We start from the raw sequence: 20869 nt of genomic DNA on the forward strand, positions 1-20869 counted from the left end.
ACAAGCAGTGGAGTCGCATATGAGCACCTATTCGATGACAATCGCCGGCAAGGCGGTCGAAAGCAACGAAACCATAACCGTGATCAACCCGGCGACCGGCGTGCCCCTTGCAGAGGCGCCAGATTGCTCTAGCGATCAACTCGACGAGGCCGTTGCCGCCGCCCGAACCGCTTTCCCCGCTTGGCGGGCCATGAGCGACAGCGAACGTGGAGAGGTATTGAAAGCCGCGGCTGCGAGGCTGGCCTCGAACGTCGACGAACTTGCCCGGCTGCTCACCAGCGAACAAGGGAAACCGCTGGATGAAGCGCGTTTCGAGGTAATGGGCGCTGCCTACTGGCTTTCGTCCCTGGCGGACATCGTCATCCCGGTCGAGATAAACGAGGATACTCAGGAGCGACGTTCAGAGACCCGCCATCTGCCTCTTGGTGTCGTGGCCGGGATCTCGCCGTGGAATTTCCCTGTCCTCCTGTCTTTCTGGAAAATCGCACCGGCTCTGCGCGCCGGCAACACGATGATCCTGAAACCTTCCCCATTTACGCCCCTGACGATGCTCCGGATCGGAGAACTGCTTCGCGGCGTGATTCCGGACGGTGTGCTGAACATCATTACGGGTGGCGACGCTCTGGGGCCGAAAGTCACTGCCCATCCTGGCATCGACAAAGTGAGCTTCACCGGTTCGACCGCCACCGGTAAACGCGTGATGGCGTCGGCTGCCGCCGACCTCAAACGCGTGACCCTTGAACTGGGAGGCAACGACGCCGCGATCGTTCTGCCCGACGTTGACGTCGATGTAGTTGCCAAGGATCTTTTCTGGGCTGCCTTCCGCAATTCGGCGCAAATCTGCATCGCGACCAAGCGCATGTATGTGCACGAAGAAATCTACGACCGCCTGGCACAAGCCATTTCGGATTACGCCCGGACGGTCCAAATGGGCGACGGTGCACAACAGGGCATTGCGCTTGGTCCGGTTCAGAACAGGCAACAGTACGAGCGTGTCGTCAACATACTCGACGACTGCAAGGCTCAGGGCTTCAAATTCCTTACCGGCGGCACGGTGGAAGTTGACAAGCCGGGGTACTTTATCCCGGTCACAATCGTCGACAACCCACCCGAGCTGTCCCGCGTCGTGCAGGAAGAGGCATTCGGCCCAATTCTGCCCCTGCTGAAATTCAACGACGTAGACGACGTAGTGGCACGCGCGAATGCATCGGAATATGGCTTGGCCGGCTCGGTCTGGTCGGCGGACACCGATGCCGCGCTCGCGATCGCTGCTCGTTTGGAGACGGGAACGGTCTGGATCAACGAAGTGCAGCACCTCTCGCCATTCCAGGCGTTCGCCGGCCATAAGCAGTCGGGCCTAGGCGTAGAAAACGGGCTGGGCGGGCTTCTCGAATACACCATACCTCAAACCGTGACTGTAAGGGCTGCAAAGGTCGCCTGATCCTTTACAGAAGCGCCAATCGCCGGGCGCGCGCCAGTGCGCCCGTGCGATTGCGCACCCCTAGTTTGGTGTAGATGTTCTGAATATGCCACTTGGTAGTCGAGAGACCCACGTCGATGTGATCAGCGATAGACTGGCTGGTGAGGCCCGTGTCCAGTAACGACAAGATTTCCTGCTCACGGCTGGTCAGCCGATCGACCGGCGCATGCCCGTCCCCGGCCTCGAGATTAATTCCATAGCGATGTCGCAGCGCTTCGAGCAGTTCCGCCGCGGCACCGGAGCCGGCTGAAAAGACTTCCGTGTCGCCCAGCAGCGCCGTCAATCCCCATGCATTGTCGATCACCGTACGTCTGAACCCGCGTTCGCTGGCGAGACGCAGCGCTCGTTCGAGGCTCCGCTTTGCATTTGCCGACTTGCCTTCGCGCAGCGAACAGGTTGCCGATAGCAAGAGCAACGCGACATGGTCGCGCGCACGGCCTGCCATTTCGGCCATGGGCAGAAGCTGCGCGGCTAGCGCCGACGCCTCGGACACATGATCCTCGCCAAACGCCACCCAGGCACGAGTCTGATCGACATCGTGTGACATGCAGTGCGGCACTGCCAGTCCTGTCGCGACGTGGAGCCATCCACCTGGCTTACTGACAAAAGCCGCCTGAAATCCGTCTGCGGCATCCGTGACGCGGCCATGACGAAGCTGTAGGTTGATCGCAAGTAGATCAGCCTTGACGGCGTAGCGAACTCCTTGGACCACGCGGTGCTGCGTCTCGCACAGCGCCGCATCGATACCGTCCGCGTCCTCAGCCAAAAGTGTCGCTGCCTCGAGCGCAGCGACATGGGTCTCGATCAGACCGTTATCGCCTAAATGAAGATGCCCCGCTGCCAGATGTTCGCGGGCTAGCCTCCCCTCCCCCGTCTCGACCAGTATTCGCGCGGCGAGGAGATGGACGGTTCCGACCGTGGACCCCGCTATTTCATCTACGGCGTGGACGTTCCCAAGCGCCGAGAGAATGATTTCACGCGCCTGCGAAGCGCGTCCCGACTGCAGTTCTATATAGGCTTCGGCCTTTGCCACCCAGGTTCTTCCGTAGATCCCCCCTGCTTCGCTCGCCCGCTGACGCGCCACAAGCAAGTCGCGGCGGGCCATATGGCGATCTCCCATCTGCAGATGGGCCAATGCACGCAGCACGCGCACCGCAGCTGTATGAAATGGATCCAGGTACTCCCAGCGCTCCATCCAGGCATCCGCCAATTCGATAACCCGAGGCAAGTCGTCTTGGCGCGCAGCGATGCTTACCCGAAGCTTGTCGCGATGGACAAGCCACGACAGCGGCGCATCGCTCGGCATTTCACCATCGAGGATGTCCAGCTCCGAGCATGCCGGTTCGATCTGTTGAGCCAGTACCAGCGCCCAAATTTTCCAGAGACGCAGCGGCACCGAAATCGGTTCGCCAGCACGCTCCAGTCGTGCCGTCCACACCAGCATCCTGGGCAATTCTCCCAAGGTATGGGCGATGCGCGCTGCATTATCGGTCAGGAGTTGGTGCGCTCTATCGAAATCGCCCGCGTCCAGTGCGTAATCGACGGCATCGCACAAGGCGCCCCGACGCTCGCACCATTCGCTGGCACTACGGAGGATATCGATACGCCTCGTCGTCCCTGCCTGCCGCTTCTTCGCCTCCAGGAACTGCTGAAATATCCCATGGAGCCGCAACCATTCGCCGCCATTCAGGGCGGGTACGATCATCACGTTCTCCAGCCGTGCGCGCGCCAGAAGGAGTTCGGCCGACGGGTCGATGACCTCGCGCAGCATCGCCGAGGAAAAACGACCCAGATCGGAAAGGTCGAAGAGAAAGCGCCGCATCGCATCGTCGAGCTCATTATAGATGCTTTCGTTGAGATACTGGCCAAGATTCTCCCGAGGAGAAGTTTCCAGGATGTTCACCTTCGACCATCCGTCTCTTCGGCGCGCCAACATCCCATAGCATTGCGCCGCTATCGGCCATCCTTCGATCCATGCAGACACTTTCCGTGTCTGCTCTGGGCTTGGCTTGCAGCCTGCGTAATGCGCAAGAACCGTACCGACCTCGTCCTCATCGAGCGTCAGTGCTTCCACGTCCAGGATTTCGACGCGCCCTCTGGAAGCCAGCGCGATCCAATCCATGTCAGGCAAAGTTCGAGTGGCAATGACGAACCGCTGTCCCGCGTCGCTGGAGGTGATCGTCCGGATCAGGCGGGAAAATTTGCGTGGGTCGGCATCATGCGCATCGTCGATAAAGATGACATCGACATGATCCACAGTCTGCACGCCGGCGACTACCCGATCCATCGGGCACCAGGCCACGACACCCCCGCCAGCTTCAATCTCCCGCGAAAAAGCCCGCAGCAAGGTCGTCTTGCCATAACCCGGTGGCGCGGAAAGAATGATAACCCCAGCTCGGCCGCGGCAAAGGCGATCGTAGGCCCGCACCGAAACGAAGTCGTCCGCGGACAACTCGTTGCCACGGCTTACCGCGGAGCGGTCGAGTGAAGGCGCACCTTTTGTGATACGCGAGCGGGTTCTGAACATCGGTCCTCTCCTTCGGCACTCTCTATGCGGAGTGCTCTGCCCTGATTCTAAGCCCGTCCAACACGAAGCGAACAAGATGGTCGGAGTAGGCATCTTTGAGGGCGGTTGTTATCTCGGGCGGCCCCGCGAGATAGGGAAGCGTTCTACGAGAATGGAAAATGAACTCACATGCACCAATTACTGAATAATAGAAAAATGTCTCGTCAACATCTTCTATTTCACCCGCATCCCTGCACTCGTCTATTATCTTTTTTTGGAACCCTTGAAGCGGAGCGATAAAAATTCTGGCCAAGTCCTTTGCATTTTCAGCATCAGCCGACTGAAGAACATTTATGAGTCTGTTTATATATGGATAACGAAAGTAGACGTTTATCACGCCCCTGACATGAAGTTCCAGTTTTCGAAGCGGCGGCATATCTTGCTCTACCAAATGTTGGAGTGCACGCAGGGCCTGGGCCGCATCGCGACCAAGCAGCGCAAGAAGCAACCCGTCTTTGCCTTGAAAATAGTAATTCACGAGGCCGTGATTGAGGCCGGCACGAACGGCGATCTCGTTCAACGAGACATCAAGCGTGTCGCGCTCGCTCAGGAGCGAACTCGTCGCTTCCAGCAGACGTTCTCGCGCTGCGACACGGTTGCCCTCGACAACACGGGTACCGACTCTGGCCATGCTCCATCTCCCTGGATTTTATTTATCCGTATAGATAACATCTGACAAGGGTATTCGCCCTCCTTTCGGCTAGGGTGAATCCAGCGGTCTTCAAGCACCCTGCAGATACCAAAAAACCGATCCGGAAGACTCTCGATGAAGATAACTGCCGCTCTAGCCACGGCCCCCAAGACCGATTTCAAGTTCGCAGAGCTCGATCTTGACGAACCGCGGGGCGACGAGATTCTCGTGGGCATCTCAGCCGTAGGGCTGTGCCACACCGACATCGTGGCCCGCGACCAGGTTCTCCCAATTCCGTTGCCGGCCGTTCTGGGGCATGAAGGGGCGGGAGTCGTTGTTCGCGTCGGCGCGAACGTTACGAAAGTCGTGCCTGGCGATCACGTAGTCCTCACCTTCCGATCGTGCGGCAAGTGCGCCCGCTGCCGTTCCGGCGAGCCAACGTACTGCGAGCAAGCCTTGGCATTGAACTACAAGGGATGCAGAGCAGACGGATCGAAATCCCTCCACAGCCATGGAGAAGCGATCTCGAGCAATTTCTTCGGACAGTCATCGTTCGCGACGCATGCCCTCGCATACGAAACGAATGTCGTGAAGGTCGACAGAGACATTCCGCTCGACCTGCTCGGGCCTTTGGGTTGCGGGGTACAGACGGGCGCCGGTGCTGTCCTGAGGGCCCTGAACTGTTACAAGGGATCCTCTCTGGTCATCTTCGGTGGCGGATCTGTGGGTCTTAGCGCCGTTCTGGGCGCCGTAATCGCGCAGTGCAGCACGATTGTTGTTTCCGACCCGAAACCCGAACGTCGCGCTTTGGCACTGGATTTAGGCGCCACCCACGTCATTGATCCCGCGAACGAAAAAGCCTCCAAGGTCGTCCGTGAACTGACTGGCGCCGGAGCCGATTTCGTTTTGGATACGACGGGCGCCGGTCCGGTCATGGAAAGCGCTTTGGGATGTCTGCGACCTCACGGAACGCTCGGGTTGCTCGGCGTGCCCTCTGACCCGGAGCAACGCCTGCCAGGACTGGCGTCGACCACTCTGATGTTCGGATACACGATAAAGGGCATCATAGAAGGCGACAGCCAGCCGGACATCTTCATCCCCGAACTGATCAGGCACTATCTCGAAGGGCGCTTTCCTTTCGACAAGCTCGTCACTTTCTATGACTTCGATGATATAAATCGGGCTGTGCAGGATCAGCATGACGGGAAGATCGTGAAAGCGGTGTTGAAGATGCCGCAGAAATAGGCAGTCCATACCGCTGGCAAAGCGCCGTCCGCCATAAGCGAGCGAGACGGCGCTTTCACCGTCTAGACGGGAATGTTCCTGGCGAACCCCTGCAGCGGCGCATCCGATGTCCACCACGGCTGCGCGCTGGCACACCAGATTTCAACCGTCGGAACAATGCCATGCCCGTGATCGAGAGTGCCTGCCTTGAGATAGGTGATCTCAAGGTTATCTAGAGGCTCGGTCACGATTGGCGATCCGCATGAACCACAGAACCGGCGGTGAATAAGAGCGCCGCTGTCGGCCTGGTCCTCAAACGTAGACAGCGCCCCGGAAATCTTCAGGTCTTCCCGGCGCACCACGAGATTGACCGAGAAAGCACTTCCGCTTTGTTTTTGGCAATGGGTGCAGTGGCAGATCGCTGTCACCAGCGGGTTTGCGGTCAGGACATAGCTGATCTTTCCGCAAAGGCAGCCGCCATTCGTCCCATCAGTAGATTCTCTAGCCACGGTTCGCATCCTTGTTATCGGGATTTTTCAGGGCCTGATCAATCTTCGGGGGCGATCCTGATCAGGATCTCATCGGCCTGTTGCGTTATGACGAGCTGACAGGAAAGCCTGGAACGTTCTGTGCGATGATCGGAAGAATCTAGCAGATCATTCTCATCCTCGGTCATCGAAGAAAAAGCCGCCTGCTCGCTTTCAACCATGACGTGACATGTCGCGCACGAACAACATCCTCCGCAAAGAGCCAGCATCTCGTCGATACCAGCGTCGCGAACGGCCTCCATGACAGATACGCCTGCCGCAGCCTGAATTTCCCGGCGCGAGCCATCACGCAGGATTACAGTGATTGTGCTCATTCGAACTCCTGTAGGAAGCGCCTCAAAGCGCTTCGATAATCGTTGCGTTGGCGATGCCGCCCGCCTCGCACATTGTCTGGAGGCCGTACCGTTTGCCGCGGCGCCGAAGCGCATGGACCAGCGTTGACATCAGCTTAGTACCGGAAGATCCGAGCGGATGCCCCAGGGCGATAGATCCCCCATGAACGTTGAGACGGGCAGGGTCCGCCTTCAGGACCTCGAGCCAGGCCAGCGGCACGGGCGCGAATGCCTCATTGACCTCGTAAAGATCGATTTCGTCGATCGACATGCCGGCGCGCTGCAGCAATCGCTGCGTGGCGGCAATCGGCTCCTCCAGCATGATTACCGGGTCGCCGGCGCTGACTGTCATCGCATGCACGCGCGCGATCGGGGTCAAGCCATGGTCCTTCAGAGCCCGCTCGCTAACCACGAGGATCGCCGAAGCGCCATCGCAGATCTGGCTGGCATTGGCTGCGGTAACCACTCCTCCGTCCACCAGCGTCTTCACCGTACCGATCTTTTCAAGTGTGGAATCAGGACGCACACCTTCATCGACAGTGTGGAGGTCAGGTCCTTCTGCGGTTGCAATAGCGATCGGCACGATTTCCCGATCGAATGCCCCTGCTGCCATCGCTGCGGCGGCGAGCTGGTGGCTGTGAAGTGCGAAGCGATCCAGGGTTTCCCGCGAATATCCGTACTTGCTCGCCATCATCTCTGCGCCCTCGAACTGGCTGAAGCCTCGGACGCCAAATCGCTGCCGGATTCGGTCGCTGATAGGTCCGGTGCCGCTGCCTTGGTTAGACAGCATCGGCACGCGGGACATGCTCTCCGCGCCGGCCGCGATAACGATATCCTGGGTTCCGGACATGATGGCCTGCGCCGCGAACTGGACTGCCTGCTGGGAGCTCCCGCACTGGCGGTCCACCGTTACCGCAGGAACCGTGATTGGGAGCGACGAGGCCAGCACCGCATTGCGGGCAAAGGCAAACGACTGTTCTCCAACCTGCGTGACGCAGCCAAGAACGACATCCTCGACTGAGCCAGGATCGATTCCGGCGCGCGACACGAGACCGGTGAGAACGTCCCCCGCGAGATCGGCAGGGTGGACCCCGGAAAGGCGGCCATTGCGGCGGCCACCGGCCGTACGCACGGCCTCCACGATATATGCTTCTGCCATGGTCAGTACCTTTGCGGAATTTGGGCGACGCCGAGCGCCGCGAGTTCAGGGAAGGCCGCCGCACGTTCATGTGCCTGCGCGGATGCGGCAGTGCCACGGATAGCCCGGCCTTTGATGCCGTGGAAAATGGCGGCGAGCCGGAAGAAGTTGAAGGCAAGCGCGAACTGGTACCCCGGGATCGTATCGCGGCCAGTACGATCACAGTAGCTTGCCACATAGGCGGTCTCGGGAGGAATATGCAGGGCAGCAAGATCCGCGCCGGCCAGTCCTGCGACGATGTGCGACGGCATGTGATACATCATCGAGTGATAGGCGAAATCGGCCAGTGGATGCCCCAGCGTCGATAACTCCCAGTCCAGAACCGCGAGGACCCTGGGCTCGGTCGGATGGAAGATCATGTTGTCGATCCGGAAGTCGCCATGGACGATGCGGACCTCGTCTTTCTCGTCCGCCGGGATGTTGTCGGGAAGCCACTCGACGAGAAGGTCCATGTTCCAGTCTCGGCCGGCATCGGTATCGTCGAGGTACTGCCTAGACCAGCGGGCGATCTGCCGTGCGAAGTAATTGCCCGGCTTTCCATAGTCGGAAAGGCCGATGGCGGCAGGATCGAGCGAATGGAGCCGTGCGATCGTGGAGTTCATCGCATCGAAGTAACGCGGGCGTTCGAAGGCCGGGACCTCCGGGATCGTTGCGTCCCAGAAAATACGCCCTTCGACCATCTCCATGACGTAAAACCACGTACCGATGACCGCGTCGTCGGTACAGACAGCATGAATGCGCGCGACGGGAAAGCCGGTGGTGCCAAGCGCCTGCAACACTCGCGCTTCCCGCTCGATCGCATGAGCCCCCTTCAGCAGTTGCCCTGGCGGCTTGCGCCGCAGGACGTAAGTGCCGGACGCGGCGACCAGCTTGTAGGTGGGGTTGGACTGCCCTCCCTTGAACTGCTCGACGCGAAGCGGCCCGGCAAATCCTGGAACGTTTACGCGCAGCCACGCTTCAAGCGCGGACTCGTCGAACGCATAGCCTGCGCGCACCGGGGTGGTGCCCAGGTTCGCCTCCTGCCCGCTCGCGCTCACGACTGCATCTCGCGCCAGTTGCGCTTGATCTTCTTTGCCAGCGACCACTTATGCACTTCGGTCGGGCCGTCGTAGATCCTGAAAGCGCGGACCTCGCGAAATACCTGCTCGACGATGGTGTCATCGCTGACCCCACTGCCGCCCATCACCTGGACGCAGCGGTCCGCGACGCGCATCAAGGCTTCCGAAACCGCCACTTTCGCCATTGAGCTTTCGACCGTACCCAGCGACCCTCCATCAAGGATGCCCGCGCACCAGTCGATCATGAGTTCGGCCTGCCTGAGATCGATGACGTTTTCCGCAAGCATGAACCCCACGCCCTCATGGTCGATCAACACCTTGCCGAATGCCTCGCGCCGGCATGCGTAATCGGTCGCTATCTCGTGCGCCCGAATGCACGATCCCAGCCACCGCATGCAGTGCGATAATCTCGCGGGAGAAAGGCGTATCTGAGCGTACTTGAAGCCTTCGCCCGCATGGCCCAGCATTTGACTCGCGGGGATGCGAAGTGTGTCGATGGCAATTTCGGCGTGGCCGCCCGGCATCGAAGTGTCGATCGTGTTCGGCACCCGATCGATGCGGATCGCAGGGTCCGGCAGATCAACCAGGAACATGCATGCGCCATCGGAAGAGTTTGCCATGACTATGCCGACGCTCGCTCCCTGAGCACCGGTAATGAAGCGCTTGCGTCCGTTGACGACCCAATGGTTGCCGTCGAGCTTGCACGTCGTCTTCATCATTGACGGGTCGGACCCCGCACCGCCTTCTTCCCATGGCTCGGTCATGAAGAATGCCGATCGCGCCTCGCCTGCGATCATCGGCCTCAGGAAACGCTCCTTTTGCTCTGGAGTGCCGACATGACCGATCAGGTACATGTTGCCCTCGTCAGGCGCCATCGTGTTAACAGCGAGCGGGCCCAGAGGCGAAAGCCCAGATTTGATCAGCACGAGCGCGGTCTCGCGCTGCGAAAGATGTGTTCCATCCGTCAAAATGTGCGGGGTCAGCACCCCCGCGGCTTTTGCCTTGGCGCGCATCTCGTGCATCATGGCATCGGTCGGTGCGCCGTGATGGTCTCGCCGCGCATCTTTTTCGTATGGAATGATCACATCGCGGACGAAAGCCTCGACTTTCGCTGCGATCTCGAGCCCTCTGGCAGTTCCAGAACCGCTCATTTCGGCGCCATTCGGATAGCTCCGTCGAGGCGGATCGTCTCGCCATTGAGCATGGGGTTGGTGACGATGCTTTCGACCAGGTGCGCATACTCGTCGGGCTGTCCCAGACGGCTGGGGAATGGCACCTGCTTACCCAGAGAATCCAGCGCCTCTTGCGGCAGGGCGGCGAGCAACGGCGTCCAGAATATACCCGGAGCGATGGTCATCACGCGGATACCATAGCGCGCAAGTTCGCGCGCGACCGGCAGGGTCATGCCGACGATGCCGCCTTTTGATGCGGCATACGCCGCCTGCGCAATCTGGCCGTCGAACGCCGCGACGCTCGCAGTATTGATGATGACGCCGCGCTCTTCGCCGACAGGCTCGGCCAGATGAAGTCGTTCGGCAAACTTCGAAAGGACGTTGAAGGAGCCGATCAGGTTGACTGATACGGTGCGGGTAAAATCCGCGAGCGGTAACGCTTTGCCCGCGCGATCAATCACTTTGGCCGGCGTGCCAATGCCTGCACAGTTGACCAAGACCCTTGCCGTGCCGTGGTTTTCTTCGGCGCCCTGCACAGCTGCGCGCACCTGTTCTTCATCCGCCACGTTGACGCGCGAGAAGGCTCCGCCGATCGCCTCGGCGTGCGCCTTGCCCAGTTCCTCGTTCAGGTCGAAGATGGTAACTTTCGCGCCGGCACGCGCCAACCGCGCCGCTGTTGCCCCCCCAAGACCCGAAGCACCGCCGGTGACGATCGCGGCTACGCCTGCTAAATCCATGTTTCAAAATCCTTGATGTAATGGAACGATCAGAGCGTCTGCCCGTCGTCGATTGTGAAAAGGCCGCCGGTCACAGGCGCGCTCGCATCCGAGCAAAGGTACAGGAGGATCGGGTCCAGAGCGTCGATCCCCATGAGGCGCTGGCGCGCAAATCCCTTGAGGAGCTTTTGTCCCTTCTCGATGTCCCAGAGCCCGCTCGTCATTTCGGTGGCCATGTAGCCGGGCGCGATCGTGTTGACGTTGATGCCCTTACCCGCCCAGTCCTTCGCTAGCAGGCGCCCCATCTGCGCGACGGCGGCCTTCGATGCCCCGTATGAGACGATGCCGGGGAAAGTGTGGTTGCCGGTGATCGAACCGATGAGCACGACCCTGCCGCGCCCTGCCTCGGCAGGCGCCCCGGCTACCATCCGCCGCGCGCCCTCGCGGGCGCTCAGAAACGCACCGCGCAGATTGATCGCCATCGTGGCGTCGAAATCCTCTACCGCAAGCCCGAGAGCGCTCCCGGCGGGGCTTATTCCGGCATTGACCACGACCGTATCGACCAGGCCGAACGCCGCTTCGGCAGCATCGAACGCTGCGACAGTCGATGCCTCGTCGGCAACATCCATGACGACGCCAAGAGCCTCGCCGCCATCGCTGCGAATCTCGGCGCAGAGTTCGTCAAGCAGCGAGGCCCGCCGCGCCGTCGCCACCACCCTGGCGCCCGACGATGCCAGCAGACGCGCAAACCGGCGTCCGATGCCGGATGATGCCCCCGTAACAAGAGCCGTGCGGCCGGTGAGATCGAAAGAAAATCCCGGCATCACCGGGCGACCATTCGCAATTGCATCCAAGCCTCCATGTGTGTTCTGAAACTCGTGCCTTGGCGTATCGGCCAGTCAACGACCGCACCCCATCCCTTTGGCGGGGGCCGGCTACGACCTGCGCGATCAACGACAATCCATCACTGGATGACGAGGCCGCCATCGACCGCGAGAACGGTCCCAGTGATGAAGCTCGCGTCGTCGCTGGCGAGAAATGCGATTGCGCGCGCGACTTCCTCGTTCCGGCCGTAGCGCTGCATCGGATTCAACCGAGCGAAATACGCTTTCGCAGCTTCGATGTCCGCTCCGGGAATGGCCTGCCGTTCTATCGAACGCATCATTTCGTTATCGATCGGCGCGGGCGCCACCGCGTTGACCCGTATGCCAGCCGCAGCCAGTTCGATGGCCGCCACTTTGACCAGCCCCGCGATCGCGTGCTTGCTAGCCGTGTAGGCTGCAAGGCCAGCGACACCAATCGTGCTGGCCACCGATCCGGTAGCCACGATCGCTCCGCCATCCGTCATGGCCAGTGCCGCATGCTTGATGCAATTGAAGGTGCCGGTGATGTTCGTCAGCTGCACGTTCGTGAACTCGTCCGAGGTCAGCTCCACCAGGGACTTGACCGCGCCTTCCGCGCCAGCGTTAGCGACCAGTACATCGAGACGTCCGAAAGTCTCGACAGCGGCGGAGACCACCGCCCTGGTGTCTTCCTCGCTTCCCACGTCTGCCTGCATGCACAGAAGCGATTCGCCTCCGCCAAGACGAGCTGCCGCCGCTTCCAGCCTCTCCTGATTCCGACCCGTCAGAACAACGCTGACGCCTTGGTCAAGAAGGATTTGAGCCACCGCGCCGCCGATGCCGCCGGTACCGCCCGTCACGATCGCAACCTTGCCTTTCATAGGCTTCTCTCTCCATTTTCTTGTTTGACTCGAAACATGACACTGATATCACGTTCGCAAGCAAGTGCAACCGCACGCAGCATGATTCGACGAGGGGACCTGGACCGATGAGCGATACCGATCGCCCCACAAAACCGCTGGCGCCCACGCGCCGTGGCGCTTTGACGAGAACGAAACTTATCGATGCAGGGCGCAAAGCGTTCTCTGCATACGGGTATGATGCCGCGAGGATCGCCGACGTTGTCCGGCTCGCTGGCGTCAGCCACGGCAACTTCTACCGGCACTTCACGGACAAGGACGATCTGCTGCATGCCGTTCTCGACGAGCTGCACATGGGCCTGCGGCATCCGGTCCGCCGTCAGCAGCCCTCGGCCGAAGGCGGAATGCTCGGCGAGATGATCGACTACAACTCGAGCTTCTTTCACACGTATGCCGAACACCGCGACATGCTTCGCGTCGCCCGCGAGGCCGCCGCGAAGCCCGGGCCAAGTCGGTTCCTCGATACCTGGCTGGAAATGCGTGTACCGTTCATCGAGCGCAACCGCCGCTGGATGGAAAAGCTCCAGGCCAAGGGTGTGATCGACCCTGCAATGGATGTGGCGCTGATGGCGGAATCGCTGGGCTCAATGATCGAGCAGCTGGCCTACGTTCATATAGGCCTGCCAAAGCAGCGCCCCACGGCCGAACGGCTGGACGAACTGGGACGGACCTGCGGCGTGATCTGGTTCCGCAGCATATTCGGCGGAGCGACGGTCGAACCCGACATAGCGGCCGGAGGGGTAGAACAATGACCAATGCCCTCACCGATATACGCAGCGTCGATCTCCTCGACCTCGATCACTACACCTCCAAAGCCGATCACGCTCTTTTTCGCCGGTTGCGAAACGACGATCCGGTCCACTTCAACGAAGGTCCCGACGGCATCGGTTTCTACGCGCTGACACGGTACGATCATGTCTCCGCGATCGGCAGAGATCACCTTCGCTTCATCAACGGTAAAGGCACTCAGATCCGCGACAAGAGGGCAGAAGGTCATGGAGCGCCAAGCGTGCACAACGCCGACCAGCCCCTCCATGCACGCTTGCGCGCGCCCGGTGTCGGCGCATTCCGACGCTCTCTCCTCGAACGGCGAGAAGGGCGCATTCGCGAGATCGTGCGCGACCTCATCGACGCCACGCCCAAAGACGAGCCCTTCGACTTTGTCGAGAAAATTGCTGTCACCATTCCAATGATCGTATTCGCCGAAGTCCTGGGCGTACCGCAAAGCCGTCAGGTGGATCTAGTTAACTGGGCCAACACGATGAGCGACGTGTCGGCGCCCGACGTGATCCAGGCCGATGCACGGCACCATCTTTTCGACTACTTCCGCGAGCTTGCGGCGGAAAAACGCGCCCACCCCGGCGACGACATCGCCAGCGCTCTGGTAAATGCGGATCTCGGCGCGGAACCTCTCACGAAGGAAGAACTCGACGCCTATTTCATGGTCTTGACCGTGGCAGGGAACGAGACGACCCGTTTTCTGCTGACCGGAGGCCTTGAGGCCCTCCTCACCAGCCCCGGCCAGCTCGACCAGCTCAGAAGCGATCCCGGCCTCATACCCTCAGCGATCGAGGAAATGGCGCGATGGGTTTCCCCTGTACTGCAGATGCGGCGGACCGCGACGGAAGACGTGGACCTTTTCGGAACCCCTATCAAGGCGGGGGACAAGGTCGTCCTCTACTTTGCATCAGCCAACCGTGACGAACGCGTGTTTGAAGACGCGGGACAATTCATGGTCGATCGCAAAGGCAATCGCCACCTTGGCTTCGGCGTAGGCGCGCATTTCTGCATGGGAGCGCACCTTGCGCGGCTCGAGGCAAAGATTTTCCTCGAGGAATTCATTCGTGACATTCGTGACGTACACGTAGTTTCGCCATCCACGCGGGCCCGTTCGAATTGGTTCACCGGCTATGACAACCTGATGCTGCGGTGGTCGCGATGAACCCCGCCCGGAACATCGGCCGAATACTAGTGACCGGAGCGGCCAGTGGTATCGGCGCACAATTGTGCCGCCGGCTTCGCGAACAGGGCAATGAAGTCATCGCGCTCGACCTGAAACCCTTGGCGGGCGGCATCGCTTGTGATCTCTCCGATCCGGCTTCGATCAGGCGGGCTGTCAAGGATATCGGCGGCGAACTTGGCGGGATCGCGCATGTCGCTGGCCTGCCGGGGACTTTTAGCCCGATGAAAGTTGCTGCGGTCAATACCGTCGCCCTCCGCCAATTGACCTCGCAACTTGTGGATCGGATGAATCCCGGCGGCTCTATCGTCGTCGTCTCAAGCATCACTGCGCATCGTTGTCCGTGGACGGTTGCGGAGATTCGAGCGGTTCTCGCCCAGGACGACAACGCCATTCTGGCCCGTCTCGGAGCCCTCTCGGGGCCAGACGCCTATGCGGCCTCAAAGTGCCTGGCTAACAACTGGGCCGCATCATTGTCGGAGGAGCTGCTTTCGCGTGGTGTCCGCGTGAATGTCGTCAGCCCCGGGCCCGTCGAGACGCCGATACTGAGAGATTTTGAGCAATCGATGGGAGCCGCCAGGCTGCGAGCCGCTGCAGATATCGTCGGTCGCCACGGACGCCCAGATGAAATCGCCGCGCTGATCGCCTTCCTGCTGTCGTCCGACGCTGCATGGGTGAACGGGGTCAACATAGCGTGCGACGGCGGTTTTTCAAATGCGCGCACGATCGAAGCACAGCGCGAAGTGCCTAAGTCATTCGGGGAGCATATCTCGTGCAATTGATCCTTGTCCGGCACGGATTGCCGGAAAACGCCCATACCCGTGACACCACCAACCCCCCGCTTTCGAACCAGGGCCGGCTGCAAGCTAAAGAAACCTGCGAGCGGCTATCCCGTGAGCCGATCGACGCGATCTACTCCAGTACCTTGCATCGGGCTGTACAGAGCGGTGAACCGCTCGCAAACCGGCTCGGTCTTTCGATCGTGCAACAGGCCGATATTGGTGAAGTCGACAATGGAGAGGACCTCTACATCTCCCCCGAAGCGATAAAGGCTGCCGGTGACTGGGAAACGTTTCTGCGTGATCCGATCCGATACTATGGTCACGACGAGCGTGAATTCACAGCCAGGGTCATAGGCGGCTTCGAGAAGATCATGCGGGCCGATGCGGGAAGGCGGATCGCCGTCTTCACTCACGGTTTTCCGATCAACATCCTTCTCTCGCACGCCCTAGGGATCAGCGGCATCGCCAACTTCGTGCCGCGAAATGGTAGCATTACAAGGCTGGCCGGAAAGAGCCTGAGCTCGCTCGCCGTACTCAGCATCAACGAGACCAGCCATTTCAGTCCGGAGGCTGCGCGATGAGCGGTCATCCCGGCGCAATAGCTGCACTTTACCCCGAGCGGGACGCCGTGATCGCGCAGGATGGAACACGTCTGTCCTATCGCGATCTGGACCAGCGCTCGCTGGCTCTGGCGCAGCACCTTCATGCCTCCGGCCTCGCCGTCGGCGATGCCGTGGCGCTCCTTATCGGCAATCGCCTCGATTTCTTCGTCGCCGCTTGGGCGGCACAGCGGTCCGGGCTTTACTTCATTCCGATCGCGACACGCCTCACACCGCTGGAACTCGCCTACATATTCGACGATAGCGCCGCACGTGCGCTCATCCTCGACCCGATGCTTATCGGTCCGGCAGAGCAGGCCTTGGCCTTCATGGAAGGTCCGAAACCGCTGGTTCTCACGCTGGACCCTGTGCCCGGTCATGAAGCGGTTCCCCTCGTCGTTGATCCTGCGCAGCCCTTGCCCGAGGCAATCGAAGGCGGCGACATGCTCTATACCTCCGGAACGACCGGGAGGCCGAAAGCAGTGCGTCGATCGCTCGATTTCGGACCGCTCGGATCCGACCTCCGCCGCGCGGCACGGGCCGCGGAACTGTTCGGAATGGACGCCGACAGCATCTTCCTGTCGCCGGCCCCCTTGTATCATGCTGCCCCGCTCCGCTTTGCCATGGGGCAGCATCGCAGTGGCGGCTCGGTCGTGATGATGTTCAAGTTTGGTGCGGAGCAAGCACTCGAACTGATCGAACGCGAAAAGGTCACTCACAGCCAGTGGGTGCCGACTATGTTCGCGCGGCTTCTCGATCTCCCGTCCGAAATCAGGTCGCGCTACGATCTGTCGACACATCGCATCGCTATCCATGCTGGGGCGCCCTGCCCGCCCGATGTCAAGCGCGCCATGATCGCATGGTGGGGTCCCATCCTTCACGAGTATTACTCCGGTACCGAGGGGGTCGGCTTTACGCATACCAGCAGCGCAGACTGGTTGGCCCGCCCGGGCACAGTCGGCAGGGCATATGGCTGCAAGATCCATATCGTGGACGACGATGGCACTGAACTGGCCGCGGGTCAGACCGGCAACGTCTACTTCGAGGGGCGGTCCGGCCTCGTTTACCACAACGCTCCGGAAAAGACGCGCGAGGCGCACCACGCGGCCGGCTGGGCGACGTTTGGCGACATCGGCCATGTCGACGACGACGGCTTCCTCTTCCTGTCTGATCGCCGTTCCTTCACCATCGTGTCCGGCGGCGTCAACATCTATCCGGCCGAGATCGAGGCGGCACTTGCCACCCACCCCGCGATCTACGATGCAACCGCATTCGGAGTACCGGACCCCGACCTTGGAGAGACCGTGCAGGCGGTTGTCCAACTTCGCGATGGCCTTGGGAGTGCCGAACTGGCCCAGGACATACTCGCTTTTCTGCGGGAGCGCCTTGCGCCCTTCAAATTGCCGAAATTCCTGGGCTTCCGCGAAGAACTGCCACGCACGGAAACCGGTAAGCTCATGAAGCACAAGATCCGCGACGAGTACATCGAGGAATCAGGCAGAGGCTTCAACTTGCGTGAACTGGGGCCCCGGCCATGACCCGATACCAGGTCGACACGCATCTGGTTTCCGGTTCGATGCTCGCAAGCAGCGCCTCTCCAACCACGATGGTAAGCCCGATAGACCTCAGTCCGCTGACGTCCGTCCGCCTTGCGGACGAGGCAATGACGGAGGCCGCAATAGAGGCGGGGCTCAGCGCGCAGGCGGCTGCCGAGGCCACGACTGTAACCGAACGTGCAACGGCGCTGCGCGTGCTGGCGGATGCCTTGGACAATCGCAGCGACGAACTGGCGGAACTTGCCGCGCGGGAAATTGGCTGCCCGATTTCACAAGCGAAAGCACTTCAGGTTGCAAGCGCCTGCGGGGTTTTGCGCGCCGTTGCTCGCCTCGTCGAACTGCATCGGTTCGAGGAGGATCGCCCCGCCGCGCGTGGAGGACGGGTCCTCGTCCGCAAAGTGCCTGTCGGTCTTTCGGTTGGCATCGTGGCCTGGAACGTCCCGATGTTCCTCGCCTGTGAGAAACTAGCGGCGGCGATAGCCGCGGGCTGCCCGATCATTCTCAAGCCATCGCCTGAAAATGCCCGCACCATGCAGGTCTTTTCCGAAGCGGCGTCGGCTATGGACTTGCCTGCTGGCATGGTCAGCGTGCTGACCGCCGATCGCGACATCGGCCGAAAGCTGGTGGCCGATCCACGCGTAAACAAAGTGAGCTTTACCGGCAGCACAGCAGCCGGGCGCGCGGTCGCGCAGGAGGCTGCCGCTCGCTTCGCTCGGTGCACATTGGAGCTGGGAGGAAAGTCCGCAGCGATCCTGCTGGATGATTTCAAGGTAGAGGATCGGGCGAACGAACTGTTCCTCGCCATGGTGCAGAACAACGGTCAGGTCTGCGGAGCACAGGCGCGAGTGCTGGTTCCCCGCCATGCTGCCCCCGCTATCCGTGAGAATCTGGTGGGCCTGTTCGACGGGCTCATCGTCGGAGACCCACTCGACCCAGCCACGCACATCGGACCCCTCGCAACACTGGCGCAGGCCGACAAGGTCAGGGTCATGTATGCCGAAGCGGTTGCCAACGGTGCAATACCGATCGGAGGCGCCCATGGCATCGGAAGTGGTTGCCTGGTCGATCCTGCGCTTTTGCTGTCGGTGCCAGGCTCGAGGATAGCCGAGGAAGAGGTCTTCGGCCCACTCACCGCACTAATTGAATACGATGACGTCGATCACGCAGTCCGGATCGCGAATGCCAGCCAATACGGCCTGTCCGGTTCCGTGTGGTCGAGCGATATCGAGCGGTCGGTGGCCGTGGCTCGCCGGTTGAGAACGGGCACGGTCGGAATCAACTCGAAACGCATTCTAGACTTTGGTGCCCCGTTCGGCGGCTTTCGAAGCTCGGGAATAGGCCGCGAACTCGGCCCCGAGGGTATCGACAGCTACCTCGAGACATCATCGATCCTGATCCCGGACGCAACATAGCGCCGGCACCGCAAGGACACGAGCGGAACAAGCCGCCGGTCCCATAAACTAGAAAATGGAGGAGAAGATATGAAGGGCAGAAAACTAGCAAGTACGACTGCGGTTTCGTCAGTCGCAATGATGACCGCGTTGGCAACATGGCTTGATCCCAATGCGGCCTCCGCGCAGGAGACGGCGTCCTCGACATCCCAAGCCCAGGCTAGCGAACCAATCGGCATGGCCGACATTATCGTCACCGCACAAAAGCGGTCTCAAAGCCTGCAGTCGGTTCCGGCCGCGATTTCGGCCATCGGCAGTGACGAGCTTCAATCGCGTGGCATCGCCCAGACCAGCGATCTCATGGGATCGATGCCAAATCTCCAGGTCACGTCCGCATACGGTGATACCCAGCCAAACTTTTCGCTGCGCGGTATTTCGGTTGCGAACGAATTCTCAGCCACCACTGCGTCACCGGTCGGTATATATGTCGATGAAGTCTACCAGAGCTTTCGCGCGAGCCATGGTCAGCAGCTCTATGATCTCGAACGCGTGGAAGTCCTTCGCGGTCCGCAAGGTACTCTCTACGGGCGAAATACTACCGGCGGCGCGATAAACTTCATAACGAGGAAACCCGACCTGGGTGCCGCAAACGGCTACCTGACACTGGGTTATGGAAACTTCAATTCCAGGACAGCCCAGGGCGCACTGGAGTATACACTCATACCCGATGAACTTGGCATACGCGTCGCCGGGACGGCATCGAAAAGTCGCGGCTATACCTTCAACCCTACGCAGAATCGCTGGTTCTCGAACAGCAACAGCATTGCTGGCCGCGCGAGCCTGCGATGGAAGCCTTCCCCGGATCTTGATATCAATCTGAAGGGTTACTTTGCGCGAAACAACCCGAGAGCGGATCTTGCCTACGGCATCGGTTATCTCGAAGGACGGACGGATGCGACGGGATATTCCCGATTTTCCCCGCGTCCGGAACTGGGAGGCCGCACACTCAACCGCAACGAGGTGGAATCCGACACGGGCGGCAACTATTACACCGCGTCACGAGGCGGTTCCCTCAATGTGAAATGGGATCTCGCCGACGGAGTTTCGCTTACCTCGATTACTGGCTACGACTGGGGAAAATATCGCCTGTCGCCATTCGATTGCGATGGATCGCCGACCAACACTTGCGCGATCCGCTACAATTCGACGAGCAAGAATTTCAATCAGGACCTAAGGCTCTCCTATGACAGCGACCGCTTCAGTCTCATTGGTGGGCTCTATTACGGCGTCGACAAGATAGACACGCACAACGAGCCCGATTTCTTCGGCTTTCTCCGACCTCTGCTCACCGGGGCCGGGCTTCCGGGAACTTTTAACAACAGTTCGATCGCAGTCGGGAATTCATTGCGCACCTTGCCCGCCTTCGCTCTCGACCCATCACTTACACCCGCCAGCCCTGGCTTTTGCGCGCCCGTGGTCGTCAACCCGAATGGATTTTTCGACGCCCGTACACTCGTTGCATTCAACTACGACGTAGCCACGACTAACACGCCCGGTGGTACGGCGGCCCAAGCCGCATGCGCGGCGGCAGGCGCCTTACCATTTGGCCCAATTGCTGCCGATCAGCGTTTCACGCTGAAGCGCCCATCGACGGCCGTCTATGGGGAAGCCAAGTTCAAAGCGACCGGCGACTTCTCGATCACAGTAGGACTTCGCTACACCTGGGATAAGGTCAAATTCCAGAACGGACGCACCATTCTCTATGCGCTTGACAGCGCGTTGACGAAGTCGGTGTGATCTGATTCAGCCTGGATACGGAAAGAAGGCGGTCAGCGACGATGGCGATGCGACGTGATGGTGATGTGCAGGCGGATCTGATCGTGTCGTGGTCAGA

The 20869-nt window shown here is 60.5% G+C and carries 19 protein-coding genes; 9 read left to right on the forward strand and 10 right to left on the reverse strand.

Going from position 1 to position 20869, the window contains the following annotated elements; genetic code table 11:
* Positions 1–19: 19 nt before the first annotated feature.
* Entirely contained in the window at positions 20–1441 is a 1422-nt protein-coding gene (locus GR702_RS18385) for an aldehyde dehydrogenase family protein (RefSeq protein WP_160987167.1), read from the forward strand.
* A gap of 4 nt (positions 1442–1445) precedes the next feature.
* Here GR702_RS18385 and GR702_RS18390 read toward each other — a convergent pair whose 3' ends face one another.
* Positions 1446–4007, reverse strand: coding sequence for a LuxR C-terminal-related transcriptional regulator (locus GR702_RS18390; RefSeq protein ID WP_160987168.1), 2562 nt, complete (start codon positions 4005–4007; stop codon positions 1446–1448).
* 22 nt (positions 4008–4029) lie between these two features.
* Complete coding sequence (locus tag GR702_RS18395; RefSeq protein ID WP_160987169.1) at positions 4030–4677, reverse strand: TetR family transcriptional regulator; 648 nt, start codon at positions 4675–4677, stop codon at positions 4030–4032.
* Positions 4678–4812: 135 nt separating this feature from the next.
* Here GR702_RS18395 and GR702_RS18400 point away from each other — a divergent pair, with 135 nt between their 5' ends.
* On the forward strand, positions 4813–5922 hold the full coding sequence (locus GR702_RS18400; protein WP_160987170.1) for an NAD(P)-dependent alcohol dehydrogenase: 1110 nt from the start codon (positions 4813–4815) through the stop codon (positions 5920–5922).
* 62 nt (positions 5923–5984) lie between these two features.
* On the opposite strand, the gene GR702_RS18405 is transcribed toward GR702_RS18400, so the two are convergent.
* The 8 genes from GR702_RS18405 to GR702_RS18440 all read right to left on the reverse strand — a co-directional run bounded on the left by GR702_RS18405 (position 5985) and on the right by GR702_RS18440 (position 12648).
* The gene (locus tag GR702_RS18405; RefSeq protein WP_202408368.1) at positions 5985–6410 is read right to left on the reverse strand and encodes a GFA family protein; all 426 of its coding nucleotides are present in this window, start codon (positions 6408–6410) and stop codon (positions 5985–5987) included.
* Positions 6411–6448: 38 nt separating this feature from the next.
* Positions 6449–6763: a 2Fe-2S iron-sulfur cluster-binding protein gene (locus GR702_RS18410; protein ID WP_160987172.1), complete on the reverse strand. Its 315-nt coding sequence runs from the start codon at positions 6761–6763 to the stop codon at positions 6449–6451.
* A 22-nt stretch (positions 6764–6785) separates the two neighbouring features.
* Positions 6786–7940, reverse strand: a complete 1155-nt coding sequence (locus GR702_RS18415; protein WP_160987173.1) for an acetyl-CoA C-acetyltransferase — start codon at positions 7938–7940, stop codon at positions 6786–6788.
* Positions 7941–7942: 2 nt separating this feature from the next.
* The gene (locus GR702_RS18420; protein ID WP_160987174.1) at positions 7943–9016 is read right to left on the reverse strand and encodes a phosphotransferase; all 1074 of its coding nucleotides are present in this window, start codon (positions 9014–9016) and stop codon (positions 7943–7945) included.
* Positions 9013–10188, reverse strand: a complete 1176-nt coding sequence (locus tag GR702_RS18425; RefSeq protein WP_160987175.1) for an acyl-CoA dehydrogenase family protein — start codon at positions 10186–10188, stop codon at positions 9013–9015. Before GR702_RS18425 ends, GR702_RS18420 begins: the two co-directional genes overlap by 4 nt.
* The gene (locus tag GR702_RS18430) at positions 10185–10946 is read right to left on the reverse strand and encodes an SDR family NAD(P)-dependent oxidoreductase (RefSeq protein ID WP_160987176.1); all 762 of its coding nucleotides are present in this window, start codon (positions 10944–10946) and stop codon (positions 10185–10187) included. Before GR702_RS18430 ends, GR702_RS18425 begins: the two co-directional genes overlap by 4 nt.
* Before the next feature lie 29 nt (positions 10947–10975).
* Positions 10976–11749 carry an SDR family NAD(P)-dependent oxidoreductase gene (locus GR702_RS18435; RefSeq protein ID WP_160987177.1) on the reverse strand — a complete coding sequence of 258 codons (774 nt, stop codon included), beginning with the start codon at positions 11747–11749 and terminating at the stop codon, positions 10976–10978.
* Positions 11750–11889: 140 nt separating this feature from the next.
* Positions 11890–12648 carry an SDR family NAD(P)-dependent oxidoreductase gene (locus GR702_RS18440; protein WP_160987178.1) on the reverse strand — a complete coding sequence of 253 codons (759 nt, stop codon included), beginning with the start codon at positions 12646–12648 and terminating at the stop codon, positions 11890–11892.
* A 107-nt stretch (positions 12649–12755) separates the two neighbouring features.
* Between GR702_RS18440 and GR702_RS18445 the strand changes: the two genes are divergently transcribed.
* The 7 genes from GR702_RS18445 to GR702_RS18475 all read left to right on the forward strand — a co-directional run bounded on the left by GR702_RS18445 (position 12756) and on the right by GR702_RS18475 (position 20772).
* The gene (locus GR702_RS18445) at positions 12756–13439 is read left to right on the forward strand and encodes a TetR/AcrR family transcriptional regulator (protein ID WP_160987179.1); all 684 of its coding nucleotides are present in this window, start codon (positions 12756–12758) and stop codon (positions 13437–13439) included.
* A complete protein-coding gene (locus tag GR702_RS18450) occupies positions 13436–14629 on the forward strand; it encodes a cytochrome P450 (protein WP_237449798.1) in 1194 nt (397 codons plus the stop codon). Before GR702_RS18445 ends, GR702_RS18450 begins: the two co-directional genes overlap by 4 nt.
* Positions 14626–15429 (forward strand): SDR family oxidoreductase, encoded by an 804-nt coding sequence (locus GR702_RS18455; RefSeq protein ID WP_160987181.1) that lies wholly within the window; start codon positions 14626–14628, stop codon positions 15427–15429. The genes GR702_RS18450 and GR702_RS18455 overlap by 4 nt, the downstream gene beginning before the upstream one ends.
* Complete coding sequence (locus GR702_RS18460) at positions 15420–16010, forward strand: histidine phosphatase family protein (protein WP_160987182.1); 591 nt, start codon at positions 15420–15422, stop codon at positions 16008–16010. Before GR702_RS18455 ends, GR702_RS18460 begins: the two co-directional genes overlap by 10 nt.
* Positions 16007–17566, forward strand: a complete 1560-nt coding sequence (locus GR702_RS18465) for an AMP-binding protein (RefSeq protein ID WP_160987183.1) — start codon at positions 16007–16009, stop codon at positions 17564–17566. Before GR702_RS18460 ends, GR702_RS18465 begins: the two co-directional genes overlap by 4 nt.
* A gap of 68 nt (positions 17567–17634) precedes the next feature.
* Complete coding sequence (locus tag GR702_RS18470; protein WP_237449802.1) at positions 17635–18996, forward strand: aldehyde dehydrogenase family protein; 1362 nt, start codon at positions 17635–17637, stop codon at positions 18994–18996.
* A gap of 69 nt (positions 18997–19065) precedes the next feature.
* Complete coding sequence (locus GR702_RS18475) at positions 19066–20772, forward strand: TonB-dependent receptor (RefSeq protein WP_160987185.1); 1707 nt, start codon at positions 19066–19068, stop codon at positions 20770–20772.
* The last annotated feature ends 97 nt before the right edge of the window (positions 20773–20869 follow it).

The sequence above is a fragment of the Novosphingobium silvae genome (genome assembly GCF_009856825.1).
In the GTDB taxonomy this organism is placed as follows: Bacteria; Pseudomonadota; Alphaproteobacteria; order Sphingomonadales; family Sphingomonadaceae; genus Novosphingobium; species Novosphingobium silvae.

Excerpts from the sequence above, each read along its gene's own strand:
- GR702_RS18410 (WP_160987172.1), bottom strand. The coding sequence starts at position 6,763 with ATGAGCACAATCACTGTAATCCTGCGTGATGGCTCGCGCCGGGAAATT.
- GR702_RS18470 (WP_237449802.1), top strand. The coding sequence starts at position 17,635 with ATGGTAAGCCCGATAGACCTCAGTCCGCTGACGTCCGTCCGCCTTGCG.
- GR702_RS18465 (WP_160987183.1), top strand. The coding sequence starts at position 16,007 with ATGAGCGGTCATCCCGGCGCAATAGCTGCACTTTACCCCGAGCGGGAC.
- GR702_RS18445 (WP_160987179.1), top strand. The coding sequence starts at position 12,756 with ATGAGCGATACCGATCGCCCCACAAAACCGCTGGCGCCCACGCGCCGT.
- GR702_RS18390 (WP_160987168.1), bottom strand. The coding sequence starts at position 4,007 with ATGTTCAGAACCCGCTCGCGTATCACAAAAGGTGCGCCTTCACTCGAC.
- GR702_RS18435 (WP_160987177.1), bottom strand. The coding sequence starts at position 11,749 with ATGCCGGGATTTTCTTTCGATCTCACCGGCCGCACGGCTCTTGTTACG.
- GR702_RS18415 (WP_160987173.1), bottom strand. The coding sequence starts at position 7,940 with ATGGCAGAAGCATATATCGTGGAGGCCGTGCGTACGGCCGGTGGCCGC.
- GR702_RS18450 (WP_237449798.1), top strand. The coding sequence starts at position 13,436 with ATGACCAATGCCCTCACCGATATACGCAGCGTCGATCTCCTCGACCTC.
- GR702_RS18425 (WP_160987175.1), bottom strand. The coding sequence starts at position 10,188 with ATGAGCGGTTCTGGAACTGCCAGAGGGCTCGAGATCGCAGCGAAAGTC.
- GR702_RS18440 (WP_160987178.1), bottom strand. The coding sequence starts at position 12,648 with ATGAAAGGCAAGGTTGCGATCGTGACGGGCGGTACCGGCGGCATCGGC.
- GR702_RS18400 (WP_160987170.1), top strand. The coding sequence starts at position 4,813 with ATGAAGATAACTGCCGCTCTAGCCACGGCCCCCAAGACCGATTTCAAG.
- GR702_RS18475 (WP_160987185.1), top strand. The coding sequence starts at position 19,066 with ATGAAGGGCAGAAAACTAGCAAGTACGACTGCGGTTTCGTCAGTCGCA.
- GR702_RS18430 (WP_160987176.1), bottom strand. The coding sequence starts at position 10,946 with ATGGATTTAGCAGGCGTAGCCGCGATCGTCACCGGCGGTGCTTCGGGT.
- GR702_RS18395 (WP_160987169.1), bottom strand. The coding sequence starts at position 4,677 with ATGGCCAGAGTCGGTACCCGTGTTGTCGAGGGCAACCGTGTCGCAGCG.
- GR702_RS18455 (WP_160987181.1), top strand. The coding sequence starts at position 14,626 with ATGAACCCCGCCCGGAACATCGGCCGAATACTAGTGACCGGAGCGGCC.
- GR702_RS18385 (WP_160987167.1), top strand. The coding sequence starts at position 20 with ATGAGCACCTATTCGATGACAATCGCCGGCAAGGCGGTCGAAAGCAAC.